The sequence below is a fragment of the Lysinibacillus sphaericus genome (assembly GCF_000600105.1).
Classification (GTDB): Bacteria; Bacillota; Bacilli; order Bacillales_A; family Planococcaceae; genus Lysinibacillus; species Lysinibacillus sphaericus.
The window spans coordinates 558,573-575,141 of the sequence record NZ_CP006837.1; the positions used below are offsets into that span (position 1 = coordinate 558,573).

17 protein-coding genes are annotated in these 16,569 nt (G+C 38.8%); all 17 read left to right on the plus strand.

Features of this window, described 5'->3' with window-relative positions; all coding sequences use genetic code 11:
- Positions 1-156 precede the first annotated feature (156 nt).
- The 17 genes from T479_RS02595 (at position 157) to glyA (ending at position 16,354) form a co-directional block, all read left to right on the plus strand.
- The gene (locus T479_RS02595; protein ID WP_024362881.1) at positions 157-1,011 is read left to right on the plus strand and encodes a class II fructose-bisphosphate aldolase; all 855 of its coding nucleotides are present in this window, start codon (positions 157-159) and stop codon (positions 1,009-1,011) included.
- Positions 1,012-1,162: 151 nt separating this feature from the next.
- Positions 1,163-1,813 (plus strand): fructose-6-phosphate aldolase, encoded by a 651-nt coding sequence (gene fsa, locus T479_RS02600; protein WP_024362882.1) that lies wholly within the window; start codon positions 1,163-1,165, stop codon positions 1,811-1,813.
- A gap of 60 nt (positions 1,814-1,873) precedes the next feature.
- Positions 1,874-3,160: a UDP-N-acetylglucosamine 1-carboxyvinyltransferase gene (locus T479_RS02605; protein ID WP_024362883.1), complete on the plus strand. Its 1,287-nt coding sequence runs from the start codon at positions 1,874-1,876 to the stop codon at positions 3,158-3,160.
- Positions 3,161-3,256: 96 nt separating this feature from the next.
- Complete coding sequence (glpX, locus tag T479_RS02610) at positions 3,257-4,213, plus strand: class II fructose-bisphosphatase (RefSeq protein ID WP_024362884.1); 957 nt, start codon at positions 3,257-3,259, stop codon at positions 4,211-4,213.
- Between the two features lie 147 nt (positions 4,214-4,360).
- A complete protein-coding gene (gene rho / locus T479_RS02615) occupies positions 4,361-5,644 on the plus strand; it encodes a transcription termination factor Rho (RefSeq protein ID WP_024362885.1) in 1,284 nt (427 codons plus the stop codon).
- Between the two features lie 480 nt (positions 5,645-6,124).
- The gene (gene rpmE / locus T479_RS02620; protein WP_004269457.1) at positions 6,125-6,328 is read left to right on the plus strand and encodes a 50S ribosomal protein L31; all 204 of its coding nucleotides are present in this window, start codon (positions 6,125-6,127) and stop codon (positions 6,326-6,328) included.
- A 247-nt stretch (positions 6,329-6,575) separates the two neighbouring features.
- A complete protein-coding gene (locus T479_RS02625; RefSeq protein ID WP_024362886.1) occupies positions 6,576-7,148 on the plus strand; it encodes a thymidine kinase in 573 nt (190 codons plus the stop codon).
- A gap of 266 nt (positions 7,149-7,414) precedes the next feature.
- Positions 7,415-8,491, plus strand: coding sequence for a peptide chain release factor 1 (prfA, locus tag T479_RS02630; protein ID WP_024362887.1), 1,077 nt, complete (start codon positions 7,415-7,417; stop codon positions 8,489-8,491).
- Positions 8,478-9,338 carry a peptide chain release factor N(5)-glutamine methyltransferase gene (prmC, locus tag T479_RS02635; protein ID WP_025218581.1) on the plus strand — a complete coding sequence of 287 codons (861 nt, stop codon included), beginning with the start codon at positions 8,478-8,480 and terminating at the stop codon, positions 9,336-9,338. Before prfA ends, prmC begins: the two co-directional genes overlap by 14 nt.
- A 44-nt stretch (positions 9,339-9,382) precedes the next feature.
- Positions 9,383-9,973, plus strand: coding sequence for a stage II sporulation protein R (locus T479_RS02640; RefSeq protein ID WP_025218582.1), 591 nt, complete (start codon positions 9,383-9,385; stop codon positions 9,971-9,973).
- Between the two features lie 100 nt (positions 9,974-10,073).
- Positions 10,074-11,108, plus strand: a complete 1,035-nt coding sequence (locus T479_RS02645; protein ID WP_025218583.1) for an L-threonylcarbamoyladenylate synthase — start codon at positions 10,074-10,076, stop codon at positions 11,106-11,108.
- 229 nt (positions 11,109-11,337) lie between these two features.
- Positions 11,338-11,835 carry a manganese efflux pump MntP gene (locus T479_RS02650; protein WP_024362891.1) on the plus strand — a complete coding sequence of 166 codons (498 nt, stop codon included), beginning with the start codon at positions 11,338-11,340 and terminating at the stop codon, positions 11,833-11,835.
- A gap of 18 nt (positions 11,836-11,853) precedes the next feature.
- Positions 11,854-12,294, plus strand: a complete 441-nt coding sequence (locus tag T479_RS02655) for a low molecular weight protein arginine phosphatase (RefSeq protein ID WP_025218584.1) — start codon at positions 11,854-11,856, stop codon at positions 12,292-12,294.
- Between the two features lie 8 nt (positions 12,295-12,302).
- Positions 12,303-13,586 carry a methyl-accepting chemotaxis protein gene (locus T479_RS02660; RefSeq protein WP_024362893.1) on the plus strand — a complete coding sequence of 428 codons (1,284 nt, stop codon included), beginning with the start codon at positions 12,303-12,305 and terminating at the stop codon, positions 13,584-13,586.
- A gap of 357 nt (positions 13,587-13,943) precedes the next feature.
- Complete coding sequence (rpiB, locus tag T479_RS02665) at positions 13,944-14,381, plus strand: ribose 5-phosphate isomerase B (protein WP_024362894.1); 438 nt, start codon at positions 13,944-13,946, stop codon at positions 14,379-14,381.
- Between the two features lie 126 nt (positions 14,382-14,507).
- Positions 14,508-15,050 carry a TIGR01440 family protein gene (locus T479_RS02670; RefSeq protein WP_024362895.1) on the plus strand — a complete coding sequence of 181 codons (543 nt, stop codon included), beginning with the start codon at positions 14,508-14,510 and terminating at the stop codon, positions 15,048-15,050.
- 62 nt (positions 15,051-15,112) lie between these two features.
- Positions 15,113-16,354: a serine hydroxymethyltransferase gene (glyA, locus tag T479_RS02675; protein ID WP_024362896.1), complete on the plus strand. Its 1,242-nt coding sequence runs from the start codon at positions 15,113-15,115 to the stop codon at positions 16,352-16,354.
- Positions 16,355-16,569: the final 215 nt, after the last annotated feature.

The following is a 16,569-nucleotide window of genomic DNA, read 5'->3' on the forward strand; positions in this document are numbered from 1 at the left end:
TTTTTATTTAAAGAGGCACCTGCCGCTGCGTTAGCACTACGCTTTCGGTGCAGAAAATATAATCCCCTGAAATTTCTTTTCAGGGGATTATATTTTTGCTATGATTGAATAGCACAATTATGTATAAAGAATAGTCCTAAAAGGAGGATTTTTAGTATGGCGTTAGTATCTATGAAAGAGATGTTAATTAAAGCAAAGGCAGAAGGTTATGCAGTTGGTCAATTCAACATCAACAACCTTGAATGGACGCAAGCAATTTTACAAGCAGCAGAAGAAGAAAAATCACCGGTTATCCTTGGCGTATCTGAGGGCGCAGGTAAATATATGGGCGGATTTATTTCAGTTGTACACATGGTAAAAGGTTTAATGGAATCTTATGGTACGACAGTGCCAGTAGCTATTCACCTTGACCATGGTTCAAGCTTTGAAAAATGTAAAGAAGCGATTGATGCAGGATTTACTTCTGTTATGATTGATGCATCACATCATCCTTTCGAAGAAAATATTGCAATTACTTCAAAAGTAGTTGAATATGCACATGCGAAAGGCGTTTCTGTAGAAGCTGAGCTTGGAACAGTTGGCGGCGACGAAGATGGCGTAATTGGTGGTATTATGTACGCTGATCCAGAAGAGTGCCGTAAAATGGTTGAATTAACAGATATTGATTGCTTAGCGCCAGCGCTCGGCTCTGTTCATGGTCCATACAAAGGTGAACCAAACTTAGGTTTCAAAGAAATGGAAGAAATTTCTAAATTAGCAGATCTTCCTTTAGTATTACATGGTGGTACAGGTATTCCAACAAAAGATATTCAACGTTCCATTTCATTAGGTACCGCTAAAATTAATGTGAATACTGAAAATCAAATCGCTGCGACTAAAGTGATTCGTGAAATCCTTGACAACGATAAAGTTGTTTACGATCCACGTAAATTCCTAGCACCAGCACGTGAAGCAATTAAAACAACAGTTATCGGTAAAATCCGTGAATTTGGTAGTGCACAAAAAGCATAATTTTTGCTTCACATATGGTACAAAAGCATAGATGAATACACATAATAAGAGAAGTGTTGATGCTAGCAATCGACCTTCTCTTGTTTTTGAAATCATAACTTTTTTGAAAAAAATTAATAATATAAATAAATAGGGTTAGGGAGGAAATATTATGAAATTTTTTATTGATACAGCAAACTTTGATGAAATTAAAGAAGCACACGCATGGGGCATTTTATCAGGCGTTACAACAAACCCATCATTAGTGGCAAAAGAGGAGAACGTATCTTTCCATGATCGTCTACGTGAAATTGCCGAGCTAGTTGATGGCTCAGTAAGTGGAGAAGTTATTGCATTAGATGCTGAAGGTATGATTAAAGAAGGTCTAGAATTAGCGGCTATTGCACCGAATATTACAGTGAAATTACCAATGACACCCGCTGGTTTAGAAGCGTGTCGCTTCTTTGCAAACAAAGGCATTAAAACAAACGTAACACTTATTTTCAGTGCCAACCAAGCATTAATGGCTGCGCGTGCAGGTGCTACATATGTATCACCATTTATCGGCCGTTTAGATGATATTGGTCAAAATGGTGTTGAACTTATCGAAACAATTTCAGATATTTTCACAATCCATAATATTGAAACACAAATTATTGCTGCTTCTATTCGTCACCCGCAACATGTAACGGCAGCAGCTCTTGCTGGCGCACATATTTCAACAACTCCTTTCAAAGTGTTAAAACAACTTTTCCACCATCCATTAACGGAAAAAGGAATTGAAGGATTTTTAGCGGATTGGAATAAGCGAAAAGGTGAATAATAAGATTATAAAGTGAGTCAAATGCAAAAATTACTTTCCAATCATGAGGGAGAACGCGAAATGGATGTTTATAAAATTACAGGCGAAAATCGTCTAAAGGGTACAATTAAAGTTAGTGGTGCAAAAAATAGTGCAGTCGCCTTAATTCCAGCATCAATTTTGGCGAACTCTCCAGTGACAATTGGAGGGATTCCCGAAATTTCAGATGCTTGGACTTTAAAAGCCTTGTTAGAAGAGATTGGTGGAGAAGTGCAATTTGAGGATGGCAAAATGATTATTGATCCATCCGATATGGTTGCACTACCGTTGCCAAATGGTAATGTAAAAAAACTCCGCGCCTCTTATTATTTAATGGGTGCCATGCTTGGTCGCTTTAAAAAGGCTGTCATCGGTTTGCCGGGTGGCTGTTTCTTAGGGCCGCGTCCAATCGATCAACACATTAAAGGGTTTGAAGCCCTTGGCGCTAAAATTACTAACGAGCATGGTGCGATTTATTTGCGTGCTGAAGAATTAATCGGCGCTAAAATTTATTTAGACGTCGCAAGCGTTGGTGCAACAATCAATATTATGCTTGCTGCGGTACGTGCAAAGGGACGTACGGTTATTGAAAATGCCGCAAAAGAACCTGAAATAATTGACGTAGCCACACTCCTGACGAATATGGGTGCCAATATTAAAGGTGCGGGTACAAGTGTTATTCGCATTGAAGGTGTTGAGGAACTGCATGGAACGGAACATACAATTATTCCAGACCGTATTGAAGCCGCTACATTTATGATAATGGCAGCAGCAGTTGGCGACGGCATTACGATAGATAATGTCATTCCATTGCATTTAGAGGCAATTACAGCAAAGCTTCGTGAAATGGGCGTCAAGATTGACATAGACGAGGAAAGTATTTTTGTTCCTAAAACAGACCTATCTACATTGCAAGCGGTTGACGTCAAAACGATAGTTTATCCTGGGTTCCCTACGGATATTCAGCAACCACTTTCTGTGTTAATGACGCAAGCTCTTGGCTCTTCAAAGATCACAGATACCATTTATACGGCTCGTTTTAAGCATATTGATGAACTACGTCGTATGAATGCCAACGCACGTGTAGAAGGAAATACAGCGATAATTACTGGTCCAAGTAAATTACATGGCTCAAGTGTCACTGCGACAGACCTTCGCGCAGGTGCAGCATTAGTTCTAGCTGGCTTATTAGCTGAAGGTGAAACTGAAATTCATGATATCTATCATATTGAACGTGGCTATAGCTCACTTATTGAAAAATTACGTGACTTAGGCGCAGATATTCGACGTGAAACAATTATGGTTAGCGTTGCAGAGGCAAAGGAGTAATGTAAGGTAAAAGTTTTGAGCCAATTATGTTACAATAAAGGTAATTTGAATGTTTCGGTAAAATAAAACATGCCGATAACGGGAGGCAAAACAACAATGGAACGCAGTTTATCGATGGAAGTAGTACGAGTAACAGAGGCAGCAGCAATCGCATCCGGGAAATGGATGGGTCGCGGTTTGAAAATTGAGGCAGATGATGCAGCAACGACAGCAATGCGCTCAATGTTCGATACGATTCCAATGCATGCTACAGTAGTAATTGGGGAAGGCGAAATGGACGAAGCACCAATGCTTTATATTGGTGAGGAGCTTGGTCTTCGTAATGGCGGTCCCAAAGTAGATATAGCAGTCGATCCTTTAGAAGGTACTAATATAGTGGCAAAAGGTACAAACGGTGCTATGACTGTATTAGCAATTGCTGATAAAGGTAATCTATTAAATGCACCAGATATGTACATGGAGAAAATTGCTGTAGGACCAGAAGCGGCAGGAAAAGTTGATATTAACGCCTCTGTTACTTATAATTTATTACAAGTAGCAAAAGCAAAAAATAAAGATATTTCAGATGTAGTAGCTACTCTATTAGATCGCCCACGCCATCAAGCGATAGTAGATGAGATTCGTGAAGCGGGAGCTCGTATTAAATTTATTCAAGATGGTGATGTGGGAGCAGCGATTAACACTGCCTTTGATGAAACAGGCATCGACATTATGTTTGGTATGGGCGGTGCACCTGAGGGTGTTATATCGGCTGTTGCATTAAAATGCCTTGGCGGAGACTTCCAGGCTAAATTAGTGCCAGAAGATGAAGAACAGTTAGAACGCTGTAAACAAATGGGCGTAGATGTAGATAAAGTTCTTTACTTAGATGATTTAGTAAAAGGTGACGATGCAATTTTTGCAGCAACCGCTGTTACAGATTGTGAGCTATTAAAAGGTGTGCAGTACAAAGGTGCTTATGCTTTAACGCATTCAGTCGTTATGCGAGCGAAGTCAGGTACTGTCCGTTTTGTAGAAGGTCGTCACGCTCTTGATAAAAAACCTAGCTATTAATAATATTTTCTTCTAAAATATACCTAGTGCAACTATTTGCACTAGGTACCTTCTTCTTCATTTAAACCATCCCATAGTTTTACTTTAAAACTTCTATGTTTACCCCAATACATGCATTATATTTTGAAAAAGACTGGAGTTGTGCATATGTCTACATTGACAATCGCTCAATTAGAAAACATGACGTTAAAGGAGCTTTACGCCCTCGCACGCCAATACAAAATTTCGTATTATAGCAAACTAACGAAAAAGGAATTAATTTTTGCTATTTTGAAAACGCGTTCAGAGCAAGAGGGTTATTTCTTTATGGAAGGGGTACTTGAGATTGTATCGCAAGAGGGCTTTGGCTTCCTTCGACCAATTAATTACTCACCAAGTAAAGAGGATATTTATATTTCTGCTTCTCAAATACGTCGTTTTGATCTTCGTAATGGGGATAAAGTGTCTGGTAAAGTGCGTCCCCCTAAAGAAAATGAACGTTACTATGGATTACTACAGGTGGATGCTGTAAATGGAGAAGATCCTGAAGTAGCAAAAGAACGTGTTCACTTCCCAGCATTGACGCCGTTATATCCTGATCGCCAAATCAAGCTTGAAACTACACAGCGCAATCTATCGACTCGAATTATGGATTTAGTAGCACCAGTAGGATTTGGTCAACGTGGATTAATTGTTGCGCCACCTAAGGCTGGTAAAACATCATTATTAAAAGAAATTGCTAACGCTATTACAACTAACCATCCAGAGGCAGAGTTAATCGTATTACTTATCGATGAACGTCCTGAGGAAGTAACGGATATTGAGCGTTCTGTAAATGCGGATGTCGTAAGTTCTACTTTCGATGAAGTTCCGGAAAATCATGTGAAGGTAGCAGAAATTGTGTTAGAACGTGCACGCCGCTTAGTAGAGCATAAACGTGATGTGATTATTTTAATGGACTCCATTACACGTCTTGCTCGTGCATATAACTTAGTTATTCCGCCAAGTGGTCGTACGCTGTCAGGTGGTATCGATCCTGCGGCCTTCCATAGACCAAAACGATTCTTCGGCTCTGCTCGTAATATTGAAGAAGGTGGTAGCTTAACAATTTTAGCTACAGCTTTAGTAGATACAGGTTCACGTATGGACGAAGTTATTTATGAAGAGTTTAAAGGGACGGGTAACTTAGAGTTGCACTTAGATCGTCAATTAGCAGAGCGTCGTATTTTCCCTGCGCTTGATATTCGTCGTTCAGGTACACGTAAGGAAGAATTGCTTCTTGAGCCAGAACAACTTGAAAAACTATGGGCAATCCGAAAAACATTTTCAGATGCGCCAGATTTTGCAGAGCGTTTCTTGAAAAAGCTACGCACAACAAAATCAAACGAAGAATTTTTCGAAAAGTTAAATGAAGATATGAAAAAAGCCACTAAAGGTAAAGGCCTACTTTAAGGTGCCAGTCACTCAAACAATTCTCAAACAATTTATCTACACTCAGAAACACCAGTAACGAATTGTCGTTACTGGTGTTTTTTACGGCTTCAATAAAAGTATAGCTAAAATGATAATCATTATCAATAAGTGGTTGAGAAGAACGTATTTCTTTTAGCTACGAAGTGAATACTACTTGAAGTAGAGCCTTTAAAAGAGCACAGAACATTAGATTTTATTGCATTCTAGTAAAGTAAGATTAATTGCGGGTGCATTTGCAGATGGCTTTTAGCGTTAAATAGTGCCAAGCTATTTTGCGAAGTTCGTGGGTAATGACATGAAATTAGTTTTCAATATTTTTTGCTTGAAAACAATAAAATAACTATGTTATACTTCAAAAGTATGCAACGTGTACATATGTAGCCGACATATTCGGGCTATGTAAGGTACAGTTCGAATTACTCTGTTCCAGATGGTTCAGGGCGAGAGGAGAAAACGAATATGAAACAAGGAATTCATCCAGACTACAAAGAAGCAACAGTAACTTGCTCTTGTGGTAACACTTTCAAAACTGGTTCAGTAAAAGAAAACATCGTTGTCGAGTTCTGCAACGAATGTCACCCATTCTATACTGGCCGTCAAAAATTCGCGTCTGCTGATGGTCGCGTGGATCGTTTCAACAAAAAATACGGTCTTAAAAACTAATGTTAGTTTAATACCTGCCAAGCATGTGCTTGGCAGGTATTTTTTTCAGTATTTAAAAAGTGCAAGCAATCATTGCGTCTTAGAGTATAGGTTTCTTTCGCAACGTTGCGGGCGTTTAATATATAACAGCAGTAGAGCGGATTTTGAAATTTTAAGCCAACCCACAGCTATAATCGTTCGGGCTTAAAGCTAATTGCTTAAATAATTCCTTTCAAAATCCAATGACAACAGGGAGGGAGAAAATACAATGGCACAGCTATACTATAAACATGGCGCGATGAATAGTGGCAAATCAATAGAAATCTTAAAAGTTGCCCATAACTATGAAGAACAGCAAAAGCCTGTCATGATCTTTACGTCAGGTCTTGATACACGTGATGAGGTTGGATTTGTTTCAAGTCGAGTAGGCTTAAGACAAGAGGCTATTCCAATTTATGAGGATACAAATATTTTTGAACTTGTAAAAAATAATGAAGTAAAGCCATACTGCGTGCTTGTAGATGAAGTGCAATTTTTAAAAAAGGCACATGTGCTACAATTAGCGAATATTGTGGATGAACTAGATATTCCTGTGATGGGCTTTGGCCTAAAGAATGATTTCCAAAATGAATTATTTGAGGGTAGTCAGTATATGCTTACATATGCAGATAAAATTGAAGAAATGAAAACGATTTGCTGGTTCTGCCATAAAAAAGCAACGATGAATTTACGTGTCGATGATAATGGTAAACCTGTGTATACAGGCGATCAAATAAAAATCGGAGGTAACGATTCTTACTATCCTGTTTGTCGAAAGTGCCACGCACATCCACCGCTTTAAAGTTGTGTTAACATGGAAGTGGACTATTGTTAATTTCATCGTATGGCTATCATGATTTTAAGCAATCCACCGAATAATTGTAGCATACACGCGGAATTTTCCTTATACTAAGTAAGGGAAATATTCCATGCATATAATTACGCCTAACGTAATCCGTAGCCGGAATAATTAATAAATAGAGGAAAATAGTGTTCGTCTCATTCACTTTAAAGAGAGGCGAACTTCTACTTGAATATAGATAAATGAACTAAATAGAGGTGAAGCCCATGTTTGATAGACTACAAGCAGTAGAGGATCGTTATGAAAGGCTAAATGAGCTTTTAAGTGATCCTGATATTGTAAACGACAGTAAAAAATTACGTGAATATTCAAAGGAACAATCGGATATTCAAGAGACAGTGGATGCTTATCGTGAATATAAAAGTGTTAAAGATCAACTAGTTGATACACGAGAAATGTTAGAGAATGAAAAAGATCCGGATATGCACGAGATGGTAAAAGAAGAATTCAACTCATTAAAAGAACAGCAAGAAGAGTTGGAAGAACGTCTTCGTGTTTTATTAATTCCGAAAGATCCGAATGACAATAAAAACGTTATTATGGAGATTCGTGGTGCAGCCGGCGGTGATGAGGCAAATATTTTCGCAGGTGACTTATTCCGTATGTATTCTCGCTATGCTGAAACACAAGGCTGGAAAATTGATATTATGGAAGCAACACCAAACCCAATGGGCGGCTACAAAGAAGTAATCTTTATGATTAACGGGCAAGGCGCTTATTCTAAATTTAAATTTGAAAATGGTGCACACCGTGTACAACGTGTACCAGCAACTGAATCACAAGGACGTATTCATACATCAACAGCGACAGTGGCTTGCTTACCGGAAGTAGAAGAAGTAGATGTTGAAATTCACGAAAAAGATATCCGTGTCGATACATTTGCATCTTCAGGCGCAGGTGGGCAATCGGTAAATACAACGATGTCAGCTGTTCGTATGACCCATTTACCAACAGGTGTTGTTGTATCCATGCAGGATGAACGTTCACAAATTAAAAACCGTGAAAAAGCGATGAAAATTCTTCGTGCACGTGTAGCAGATATGTATTTACAAGAAGCACAAAAAGAAATTGATGCAACACGTAAGTCAGCAGTAGGTTCGGGAGACCGTTCAGAGCGTATCCGCACATACAATTATCCACAAAACCGTGTCACAGATCATCGCATTGGCTTAACAATTCAAAAGCTAGATCAAATCGTTGAGGGTAGACTAGACGAAATTATTGATGCGCTAATCTTAGAAGAGCAAGCATCGAAGTTAGAGCGACTTAATGATGACCTATAAAAATGTAATGGAGGCCCTTGATTGGGCTTCTTCTTTTTTAGTGGATAATGGACGCGAAGAGACTGCTGCTCGTATTGTCATGCAGCATGTACTCGGCACAACGTATTCGGCTGTGATGTTACACTTACAAGACACCTTAACCTTTGAGCAAAGTGAACGGTTTGAAAAATTGATTGAAGAGCATGCAAGTGGCCGACCTGTGCAGTATTGTATTGGTAGCGAAGAATTTTACGGACGTACATTTATAGTAGATGAGTCGGTGCTTATTCCGAGACCTGAAACCGAAGAATTAGTGCTGGCAACAACCAATCGAATTGGCCAATTATTTGAAAACAAAACGCTAAAGCTAGCAGATATCGGAACAGGTAGCGGTGCTATTGCCATTTCTATGAAGCTAGAATGTCCAGAATTAACAGTTGTAGCAACAGATGTATCTGTTGCGGCATTAGCTACTGCCAAAAAAAATGCACAATTACTAGCTGCGGATATTGATTTTCGTCTAGGCGATTTAACAGCACCTTTAGTTGGGGAAAAGTTTGATATTGTGTTATCGAACCCTCCATATATCGCCTTTGAAGAAGCGAAGGAGATGTCTAGCATTGTGTTGGAGCATGAACCACATAGCGCTCTTTTTGCGGAAGAGGACGGGCTTGTGTTATATCGTAAACTAGCACAACAGCTTCCGGCTCTAATGAACAAGCCAGCTTTAATTGGACTGGAAATTGGTTATACACAGGGAGAGCAAGTAGCAGAATTTTTTAAAGAAAGTTTTCCACAGGCTAGTATTACCGTGGAAAAAGATATTAATGGAAAACCTCGTATGGTTTTTTGTGAAATTCATGTATAAAGATTATCCTTCTTGACCACAATGTTGAGCAAGGAGGGATTTTTATGTTAAACGAATACAAGATTGTTAGATTTCCAAAACAAAATAGTGTACTAGCCTTTGCTAGACTAGTAATCATTGCGATAGCTTTACAACTATGTATTTTATATATTCCATCATTAATAGGTTCTGCACAGCAAGCTATGAATCATCAACAAGAAAAAGATTTTCGTATAAGAGTTATAGCAAATAGCAATACAACGAATGATCAACTAGAAAAAGAGCAACTTGTAAAAGACTTAAAGCCTTATTTATTACAAGTAGGTGCTACTACAGATGTGGATAATGACAGCATTGCGACATTAAAAAAGAATATTGAAGCACAATTAAAAGAAAATTATCCACAATTGCATACACAAGTTGTACTTGGGGATAACTTATTTCCACCGAAAAGACAGGAATCGATGTTTTACCCACAAAATATGTATCATTCAATTGTCGTGAAAATTGGTGATGCGCGTGGCGATAACTGGTGGTGCAGCATTTTCCCATCTATTTGTGAACCTGAACAAGAGGAAAAAAAGGAAGAAAAGAAAGAAGAAAAAGAACAAGTGACATTTTTTATTTGGGAATGGATTAAAGGAATTTTTGAGTAATTGTGCACAAATTCAGATAACTTATACACAATTATGGATAAGTTATAAACAAAATGTGGATAATTCAGAAAAAAACAACGATTGAAAGAAGGTTTTTCATATGGAAACCGTTTGCAAGATTGTGGACAGTAATGTGAATAGTCAAATAACTTATGCACAAGCTGTGGATATCTTAAATGCAGGAGAAGTTGTGGCATTTCCAACAGAAACGGTTTACGGTTTAGGGGCAGTGGCTACAAATGATGAAGCAGTCAAAAAGATTTTTAAGGCAAAAGGTCGACCATCCGATAACCCGCTTATAGTCCATGTAGGAACGAAAGAGGAAGTTCACCTTTATATAGAACATATTTCTGAACTTGCAAAAAAATGTATGGATGTATTTTGGCCAGGGCCTCTTACACTGGTGATGCCAGTAAAACCAAATGTGCTAGCAGAAAGTGTGACAGCTGGCTTAAAAACAGTAGGCATTCGTATGCCTGATCATCCCGTTGCGTTAGCATTACTACAGCAAATACAAAAACCACTAGCTGCACCAAGTGCGAATCGAAGCGGGAAACCAAGCCCAACAGAGGCGATACATGTAAAAGACGATTTAGAAGGGTACATACCGTATATTTTAGATGGTGGTCCAACAGGCATTGGCTTTGAATCAACCGTCCTTGATGTTACGCATGAACCACCCGTTATATTACGTCCAGGTGGCATTACAAAGGAAATGTTAGAGTCTGTAATAGGCCCAGTTATTCAACCGTCCAAAATAGAACAGACAATGGAAGAAACACCGAAAGCGCCAGGTATGAAGTACACGCATTATGCGCCCAATGCACCTGTCTACTTAATCGACTGTGATGACCAAAAAGTGCAACAAGCAATACAGCAACTTCAAGCACAGCAACATAAAGTAGCACTTCTAGCACCTGCTAGCTTTGAGCATATTAAAACGGATTTTTATTTTTCAATCGGTGAAGCAGGTAGCAAAGAAGAGATGGGTGCGTCTTTATACCATGCGTTACGTGCTTGCGATAAAACAGAAGCTACCATTATATTAGCGACGACAACATCCACTGAAGGTGTAGGTGCCGCCATTATGAACAGACTCGAAAAAGCCGCGGGCGGTAAATGGTATACACGTTAACATTGGAATGCATCGAGACTCTACTGGCGATTGGTGAGAATTTCGTAGCGATGCGCCGAGTTTTCATCGCGACAAGCAAGAATTTACCAGAGATATCCACAAGTTTACCCGTAATATGAAAGCATCAAGGAAGTTCGTTCTTGATGCTTTTTTTGATATGGACATTATTGATAATACTGTATTTTCGAGCATAAAATGATAAAATATTAGAAAGCGAAGGAGTGCATTCTTGCAGGGGATTCTTGCAGGTATTTTAACGTCTGTAGATGTCATCGGATTATTTGTATTAATTCCAAATGTTAGATATCGCTTGTTTTTGGCAGTGTGGACAGCCACGTTACATATGCTTTTTCCACTGCTCGGCTTTGAATTAGGAAGCTACTTAGTGCGTTTTTTGTTAGAATGGGGACAATGGATTTCAAGTATTTTATTATTTAGTATTGGCCTCCATTTACTGTTGTCTTCTCACAAAAATGAGAAAATAACCATTTCACCCGTTTTATTAGCTGTGACTGCTAGCCTAGATACCTTTTCAGTGAGTGTTTCTTTTGGTATGCTTAACTTAGAAAAGACAATTTTCATAATTAGTGCTGGATTGAGTGCTTTTATTTGTTCTTATGGGTCTTTAGTTTTAGCACGCAGAAGTCAGGTTTTTTTTGGAAATAAAATTCAAATAATTGCAGGCATTATTTTTATCATTATGAGTATCCTTGCAATTAAAAAATAAATAAGGAAGGTGATAAGTGTGAATATATTATTTGTATGTACTGGGAATACTTGTCGCAGTCCGATGGCAGAGGCCATTTTAAAACAGAAACAACTCGCCGATGTTAATGTTCGTTCAGCTGGAATTTATGCAATGCCGAACGCAGAAATGTCTGCACATGCACAGCAAGTTTTACATGAGGCGAATATAGCGCATCAGCATTTAGCTACACAACTATCCATAGCAGAAGTGGAGTGGGCCGATCTCGTTTTAACGATGACCACAGCACATAAAGCTACCATCATTGCTAACTATCCACATACGGAAGAAAAAGTTTTTACATTGAAGGAATATACGAGTGAAGGAAGCTATGAAAATGTTGTAGATCCTTACGGTGGAAGTAAAGCAATTTATGAGGAAACCTTTGCAGAATTACAGGAACTAGTTGAACGATTAGTAAAAATACTTGAGAAGAATTGAGGGGCACTATGAAAAAACAGTTTGGCTTACGACTTAAACTAGTATTATTTGTAAGTATACTTGCACTAATCACATATAGTATAAGCTTTATCTTCATTGAATTTATACAACCTACTGTTTTCCCGGAAACCAATCGTAAGCTATTTGAAGTGATTACTTATTTATTAGGGATTACTTGGTCAGGTATTTTAGCTGCAATTTTCAGTGTTATTTTAATCAAGCCATTACAGCAGCTTGAATATTCTGCTACACGTGTTGCAGAAGGTAAAATTGGACAGGATGTAGTGATGCCGAAAACAAATGATGAGATTCGTTCAGTCGCTATAGCATTCCAACAAATGGTGTTAAATTTACGACATATGGTAGAAAGCATCGATCAAAACTTCCAACAAACAAATCAATCTATTATTAAGCTTTCCGATGAAACCGCTGTTGCTACAAAGAAAGCAGACGGTATTGCGGTGACAGTGAGACATATTTCCGAAGGCGCCGAAGCGTCAGCTACAGCAGTACAAGATACCGCAGAAGCAATTGAAGATGTGCGAGCATTAGCAACTGAAGTCAATACGAGAGCTGAACAGTCTGCAACACAATCGAAAGAGATTTTACATAATTTAACTAATACAACAAAAGCGATTGAAACGTTAGTCAACAGCATTCAACAAATTGCAGCAGGCAACAACGAAGCGTTAGAAAGTATTCGTACATTGGAAGACAATGCGGGACAAGTTGAACGGATTATTAGTTTAGTAGGGGATATTGCTGCACAAACTAATTTACTAGCGTTAAATGCATCCATTGAAGCTGCTCGTGCAGGAGAACATGGAAAAGGCTTTGCGGTTGTAGCAGAAGAAGTTCGTGGCTTAGCGGATGAAAGTGCAAAAGCAGTACAGGGCATTACGTCTCTAATCCAATCCATGCAACAAAATGTTGAGATTGTCGTGAAGCAAATGAATCAACAGGTAGCATTTGCAACAAAAGAAGCAGCACGCGTATCAGAGACAACGACAGCTGTTGAAGGAATGTCCTCTAGTGTGCATGAAATGGCAAACGCAATTGTCGAGATTTCTTCATTAATAGAAAAACAAATGCACAATATCGAAACAACTGCTCGACAATCACAAGAAGTAGCAGCAATTGCACAAGAAACATCAGCAGGTGCTCAGGAAGTTAGCAGTGCAACAGAAGAACAAGCTTATGCAATCGAGCAGGTTGAACAACTTGCGCAAGATTTAAAAAAGCAATCTGAAGCGCTTCATAAAATGATTCAACAATTTGATAGACAAGCATAGAAAATTAGACTGTGGACAAGCTTAAAAAGCATGCCCACAGTTTTTTTATTTTATCTGGCATGGACGATAATGGGGTCTTTTGGAAAAGATATCAAAATAGTTTGTCCACCGTAATAGAAAAAACAGACAAACTTCAGAAGAGGGAATATTAGAACAAAAGACCATTATCCGAATTTATTAACAGGATATTCACATTATCCACAAAAAAAAGACCTAAAAATGAACGTTTTTTAATCAACTTACAAGAAACGTTCGTCTTTTAGGAGAAATCAGCATAAAAATGCAACAAAAATCATGTTATTCTAGGGAGAGAAGTGGTAAACTAATGTTGACTATATTTCGAAATGAGGGAACCCAGTGAGAATAGCAATTTCTTCTGATCACGGAGGCAATAATTTACGTCGTGAGATTATGCAACTGTTAGATGAGCTAAATATTAGCTACGAAGATTTTGGTCCACAATCTGCGGATTCAGTAGACTATCCTGATTATGCAAAGCCAGTTTCTGAAGGTGTTGCTAGCGGGGAATTTGATAAAGGCATTTTAATTTGTGGAACAGGGATTGGCATGTCCATCGCTGCGAACAAAGTAAAAGGTATTCGTTGTGCTTTAGTACACGATGTATTTAGTGCAAAGGCAACTCGTTGCCATAATGATTCAAATATTTTAGCAATGGGTGAGCGCGTCATTGGTCCTGGCCTTGCACGTGAAATCGCTAAAACATGGCTTGAAACAGATTTTGAAGGCGGTCGCCATACACGCCGCGTAGAAAAAATCGCTGAATTAGAACAATAAACAATACGCTTTTTCAGTCGTGGTCACAATAGCGAATAGGCAGTGGCAGCATATGCTGTCACTTTGCCCTATGCCATTGTACGGCTTAGCGTAAGGAAAAGACATCAATAAAAGGGGCTGAGCTTAATGGTTGTGCAACAAATACAAACGCAATTGACTCAGTTACTCAGTGATTTCGAAGAGCAAGTAGTGTTGCGACCAAAGACTATTTTTGTCGTAGGCTGCTCTACGTCTGAAGTGATTGGTCAGAAAATTGGCACAGCGGGTGCGTTGGAAACAGCACAAGCGATTTTTGAGCCGTTGCAAGCATTTGCAAAGAAACATCAGCTATATCTAGCATTCCAAGGTTGTGAGCATATCAATCGTGCAATTACGATGGAAGCTTCAGTTGCAGAACAGTTTGGCTATGAACCAGTAGCAGTCATACCTGTTCGTACTGCAGGCGGGTCAATGTCAGCTTATGCGTATACAAAATTGGAAAACCCAGTTGTTGTAGAGGCGATACGTGCACATGCAGGTATTGACATAGGACAAACGCTAATTGGTATGCATTTAAAGGAAGTAGCTGTTCCAGTTCGTACATCCGTACGAACAGTAGGGGAAGCAATTGTCACAGTAGCAACAACACGTCCAAAGCTAATTGGTGGCGAACGTGCTGTATATAAATAACACTACTTCTGTTGTCAGAGGTACAGGTAAATAACGATAATACTTAGGAGGCTTTTTCAAACATGGCATACGAAAAATTAGCAGTACAAGACAAAGCAGTATTAGATGGGATTTTAGCAGAGAAAAAACGTCAACAAGCGAATATCGAGTTAATTGCATCTGAAAACTTTGTATCTGAAGCAGTAATGGAAGCACAAGGTTCAGTTCTTACTAACAAATATGCTGAAGGTTATCCGGGAAAACGTTACTATGGTGGCTGTGAGCACGTAGACGTAGTTGAAGATATTGCACGTGACCGTGTGAAAGAAATCTTCGGTGCAGAATATGCTAACGTACAACCACACTCTGGTGCACAAGCGAATATGGCTGTATACCATACAATTTTAGAACCAGGCGATACAGTGCTAGGGATGAACCTATCTCATGGCGGTCACTTAACACATGGATCTCCTGTAAACTTCTCAGGCGTGCTTTACAATTTCGTTGAATACGGTGTAACAGAAGATACACATGTAATTGACTACGAAGATGTTCGTCAAAAAGCATTAGCACATAAACCAAAACTAATTGTAGCGGGTGCATCTGCATATCCACGCGAAATTGATTTCGCTAAATTCCGTGAAATTGCCGATGAAGTAGGAGCTTACTTTATGGTTGATATGGCACACATCGCAGGTCTTGTAGCTGCTGGAGAGCACCAATCACCAATTCCTTACGCTGATTTTGTTACATCGACTACACATAAAACATTACGTGGCCCACGTGGTGGTTTAATTCTTGCATCTAAAGAATGGGAGCAAAAATTAAATAAATCTGTATTCCCAGGTATCCAAGGCGGACCACTTATGCACGTAATCGCTGCAAAAGCAGTAGCATTTGGCGAAGCTTTACAACCTGAGTTCAAAGAATATGCCAAACAAATTAAAGCAAATGCACGCGCTTTAGCAGACGTGCTAATCGCTGAAGGTGTAGAAATCGTTTCGGGTGGCACAGATAATCACTTATTACTATTAAACGTAAAATCTCTTGGCTTAACTGGTAAAGTAGCAGAGCATGCACTAGATGAAGTAGGTATTACAACAAACAAAAACACAATCCCTTACGATACAGAATCTCCATTTGTTACTTCTGGTATCCGTATTGGTACACCTGCTGTAACATCTCGTGGCTTTAAAGAAGAAGATATGAAAGAAGTCGGCGCTATTATTGCAGCTGTACTTAAAAACCCTGAAGATGAAGCGGTGAAAGCTGAAGCAAAAGAGCGCGTAAAAGCTTTAACTGACAAACATCCATTATACGCATAATCATTATTGCGAAAAGGCTGTGACTAAAGTGTAAAGTTCACTTTAGCCACGGCCTTTTTGTTTATATATCTGCAATAATCACTTTTTTGCTACCCAAAAAATAAAATCATCTTATTTATGGGTTTTTTTACATAAATATATAATAAAAGGGTATATTGTATTCACTAAGGACAACTAATGTCCTGAAAAGGATAATATTTTTTTATAAAAGTGAC

Excerpts from the sequence above, each read along its gene's own strand:
- T479_RS02660 (WP_024362893.1), top strand. The coding sequence starts at position 12,303 with ATGAAAAAACAGTTTGGCTTACGACTTAAACTAGTATTATTTGTAAGT.
- T479_RS02670 (WP_024362895.1), top strand. The coding sequence starts at position 14,508 with ATGGTTGTGCAACAAATACAAACGCAATTGACTCAGTTACTCAGTGAT.
- glpX (WP_024362884.1), top strand. The coding sequence starts at position 3,257 with ATGGAACGCAGTTTATCGATGGAAGTAGTACGAGTAACAGAGGCAGCA.
- T479_RS02645 (WP_025218583.1), top strand. The coding sequence starts at position 10,074 with ATGGAAACCGTTTGCAAGATTGTGGACAGTAATGTGAATAGTCAAATA.
- T479_RS02625 (WP_024362886.1), top strand. The coding sequence starts at position 6,576 with ATGGCACAGCTATACTATAAACATGGCGCGATGAATAGTGGCAAATCA.
- glyA (WP_024362896.1), top strand. The coding sequence starts at position 15,113 with ATGGCATACGAAAAATTAGCAGTACAAGACAAAGCAGTATTAGATGGG.
- prfA (WP_024362887.1), top strand. The coding sequence starts at position 7,415 with ATGTTTGATAGACTACAAGCAGTAGAGGATCGTTATGAAAGGCTAAAT.
- T479_RS02595 (WP_024362881.1), top strand. The coding sequence starts at position 157 with ATGGCGTTAGTATCTATGAAAGAGATGTTAATTAAAGCAAAGGCAGAA.
- prmC (WP_025218581.1), top strand. The coding sequence starts at position 8,478 with ATGATGACCTATAAAAATGTAATGGAGGCCCTTGATTGGGCTTCTTCT.
- rho (WP_024362885.1), top strand. The coding sequence starts at position 4,361 with ATGTCTACATTGACAATCGCTCAATTAGAAAACATGACGTTAAAGGAG.
- T479_RS02605 (WP_024362883.1), top strand. The coding sequence starts at position 1,874 with ATGGATGTTTATAAAATTACAGGCGAAAATCGTCTAAAGGGTACAATT.
- T479_RS02640 (WP_025218582.1), top strand. The coding sequence starts at position 9,383 with ATGTTAAACGAATACAAGATTGTTAGATTTCCAAAACAAAATAGTGTA.
- fsa (WP_024362882.1), top strand. The coding sequence starts at position 1,163 with ATGAAATTTTTTATTGATACAGCAAACTTTGATGAAATTAAAGAAGCA.
- rpmE (WP_004269457.1), top strand. The coding sequence starts at position 6,125 with ATGAAACAAGGAATTCATCCAGACTACAAAGAAGCAACAGTAACTTGC.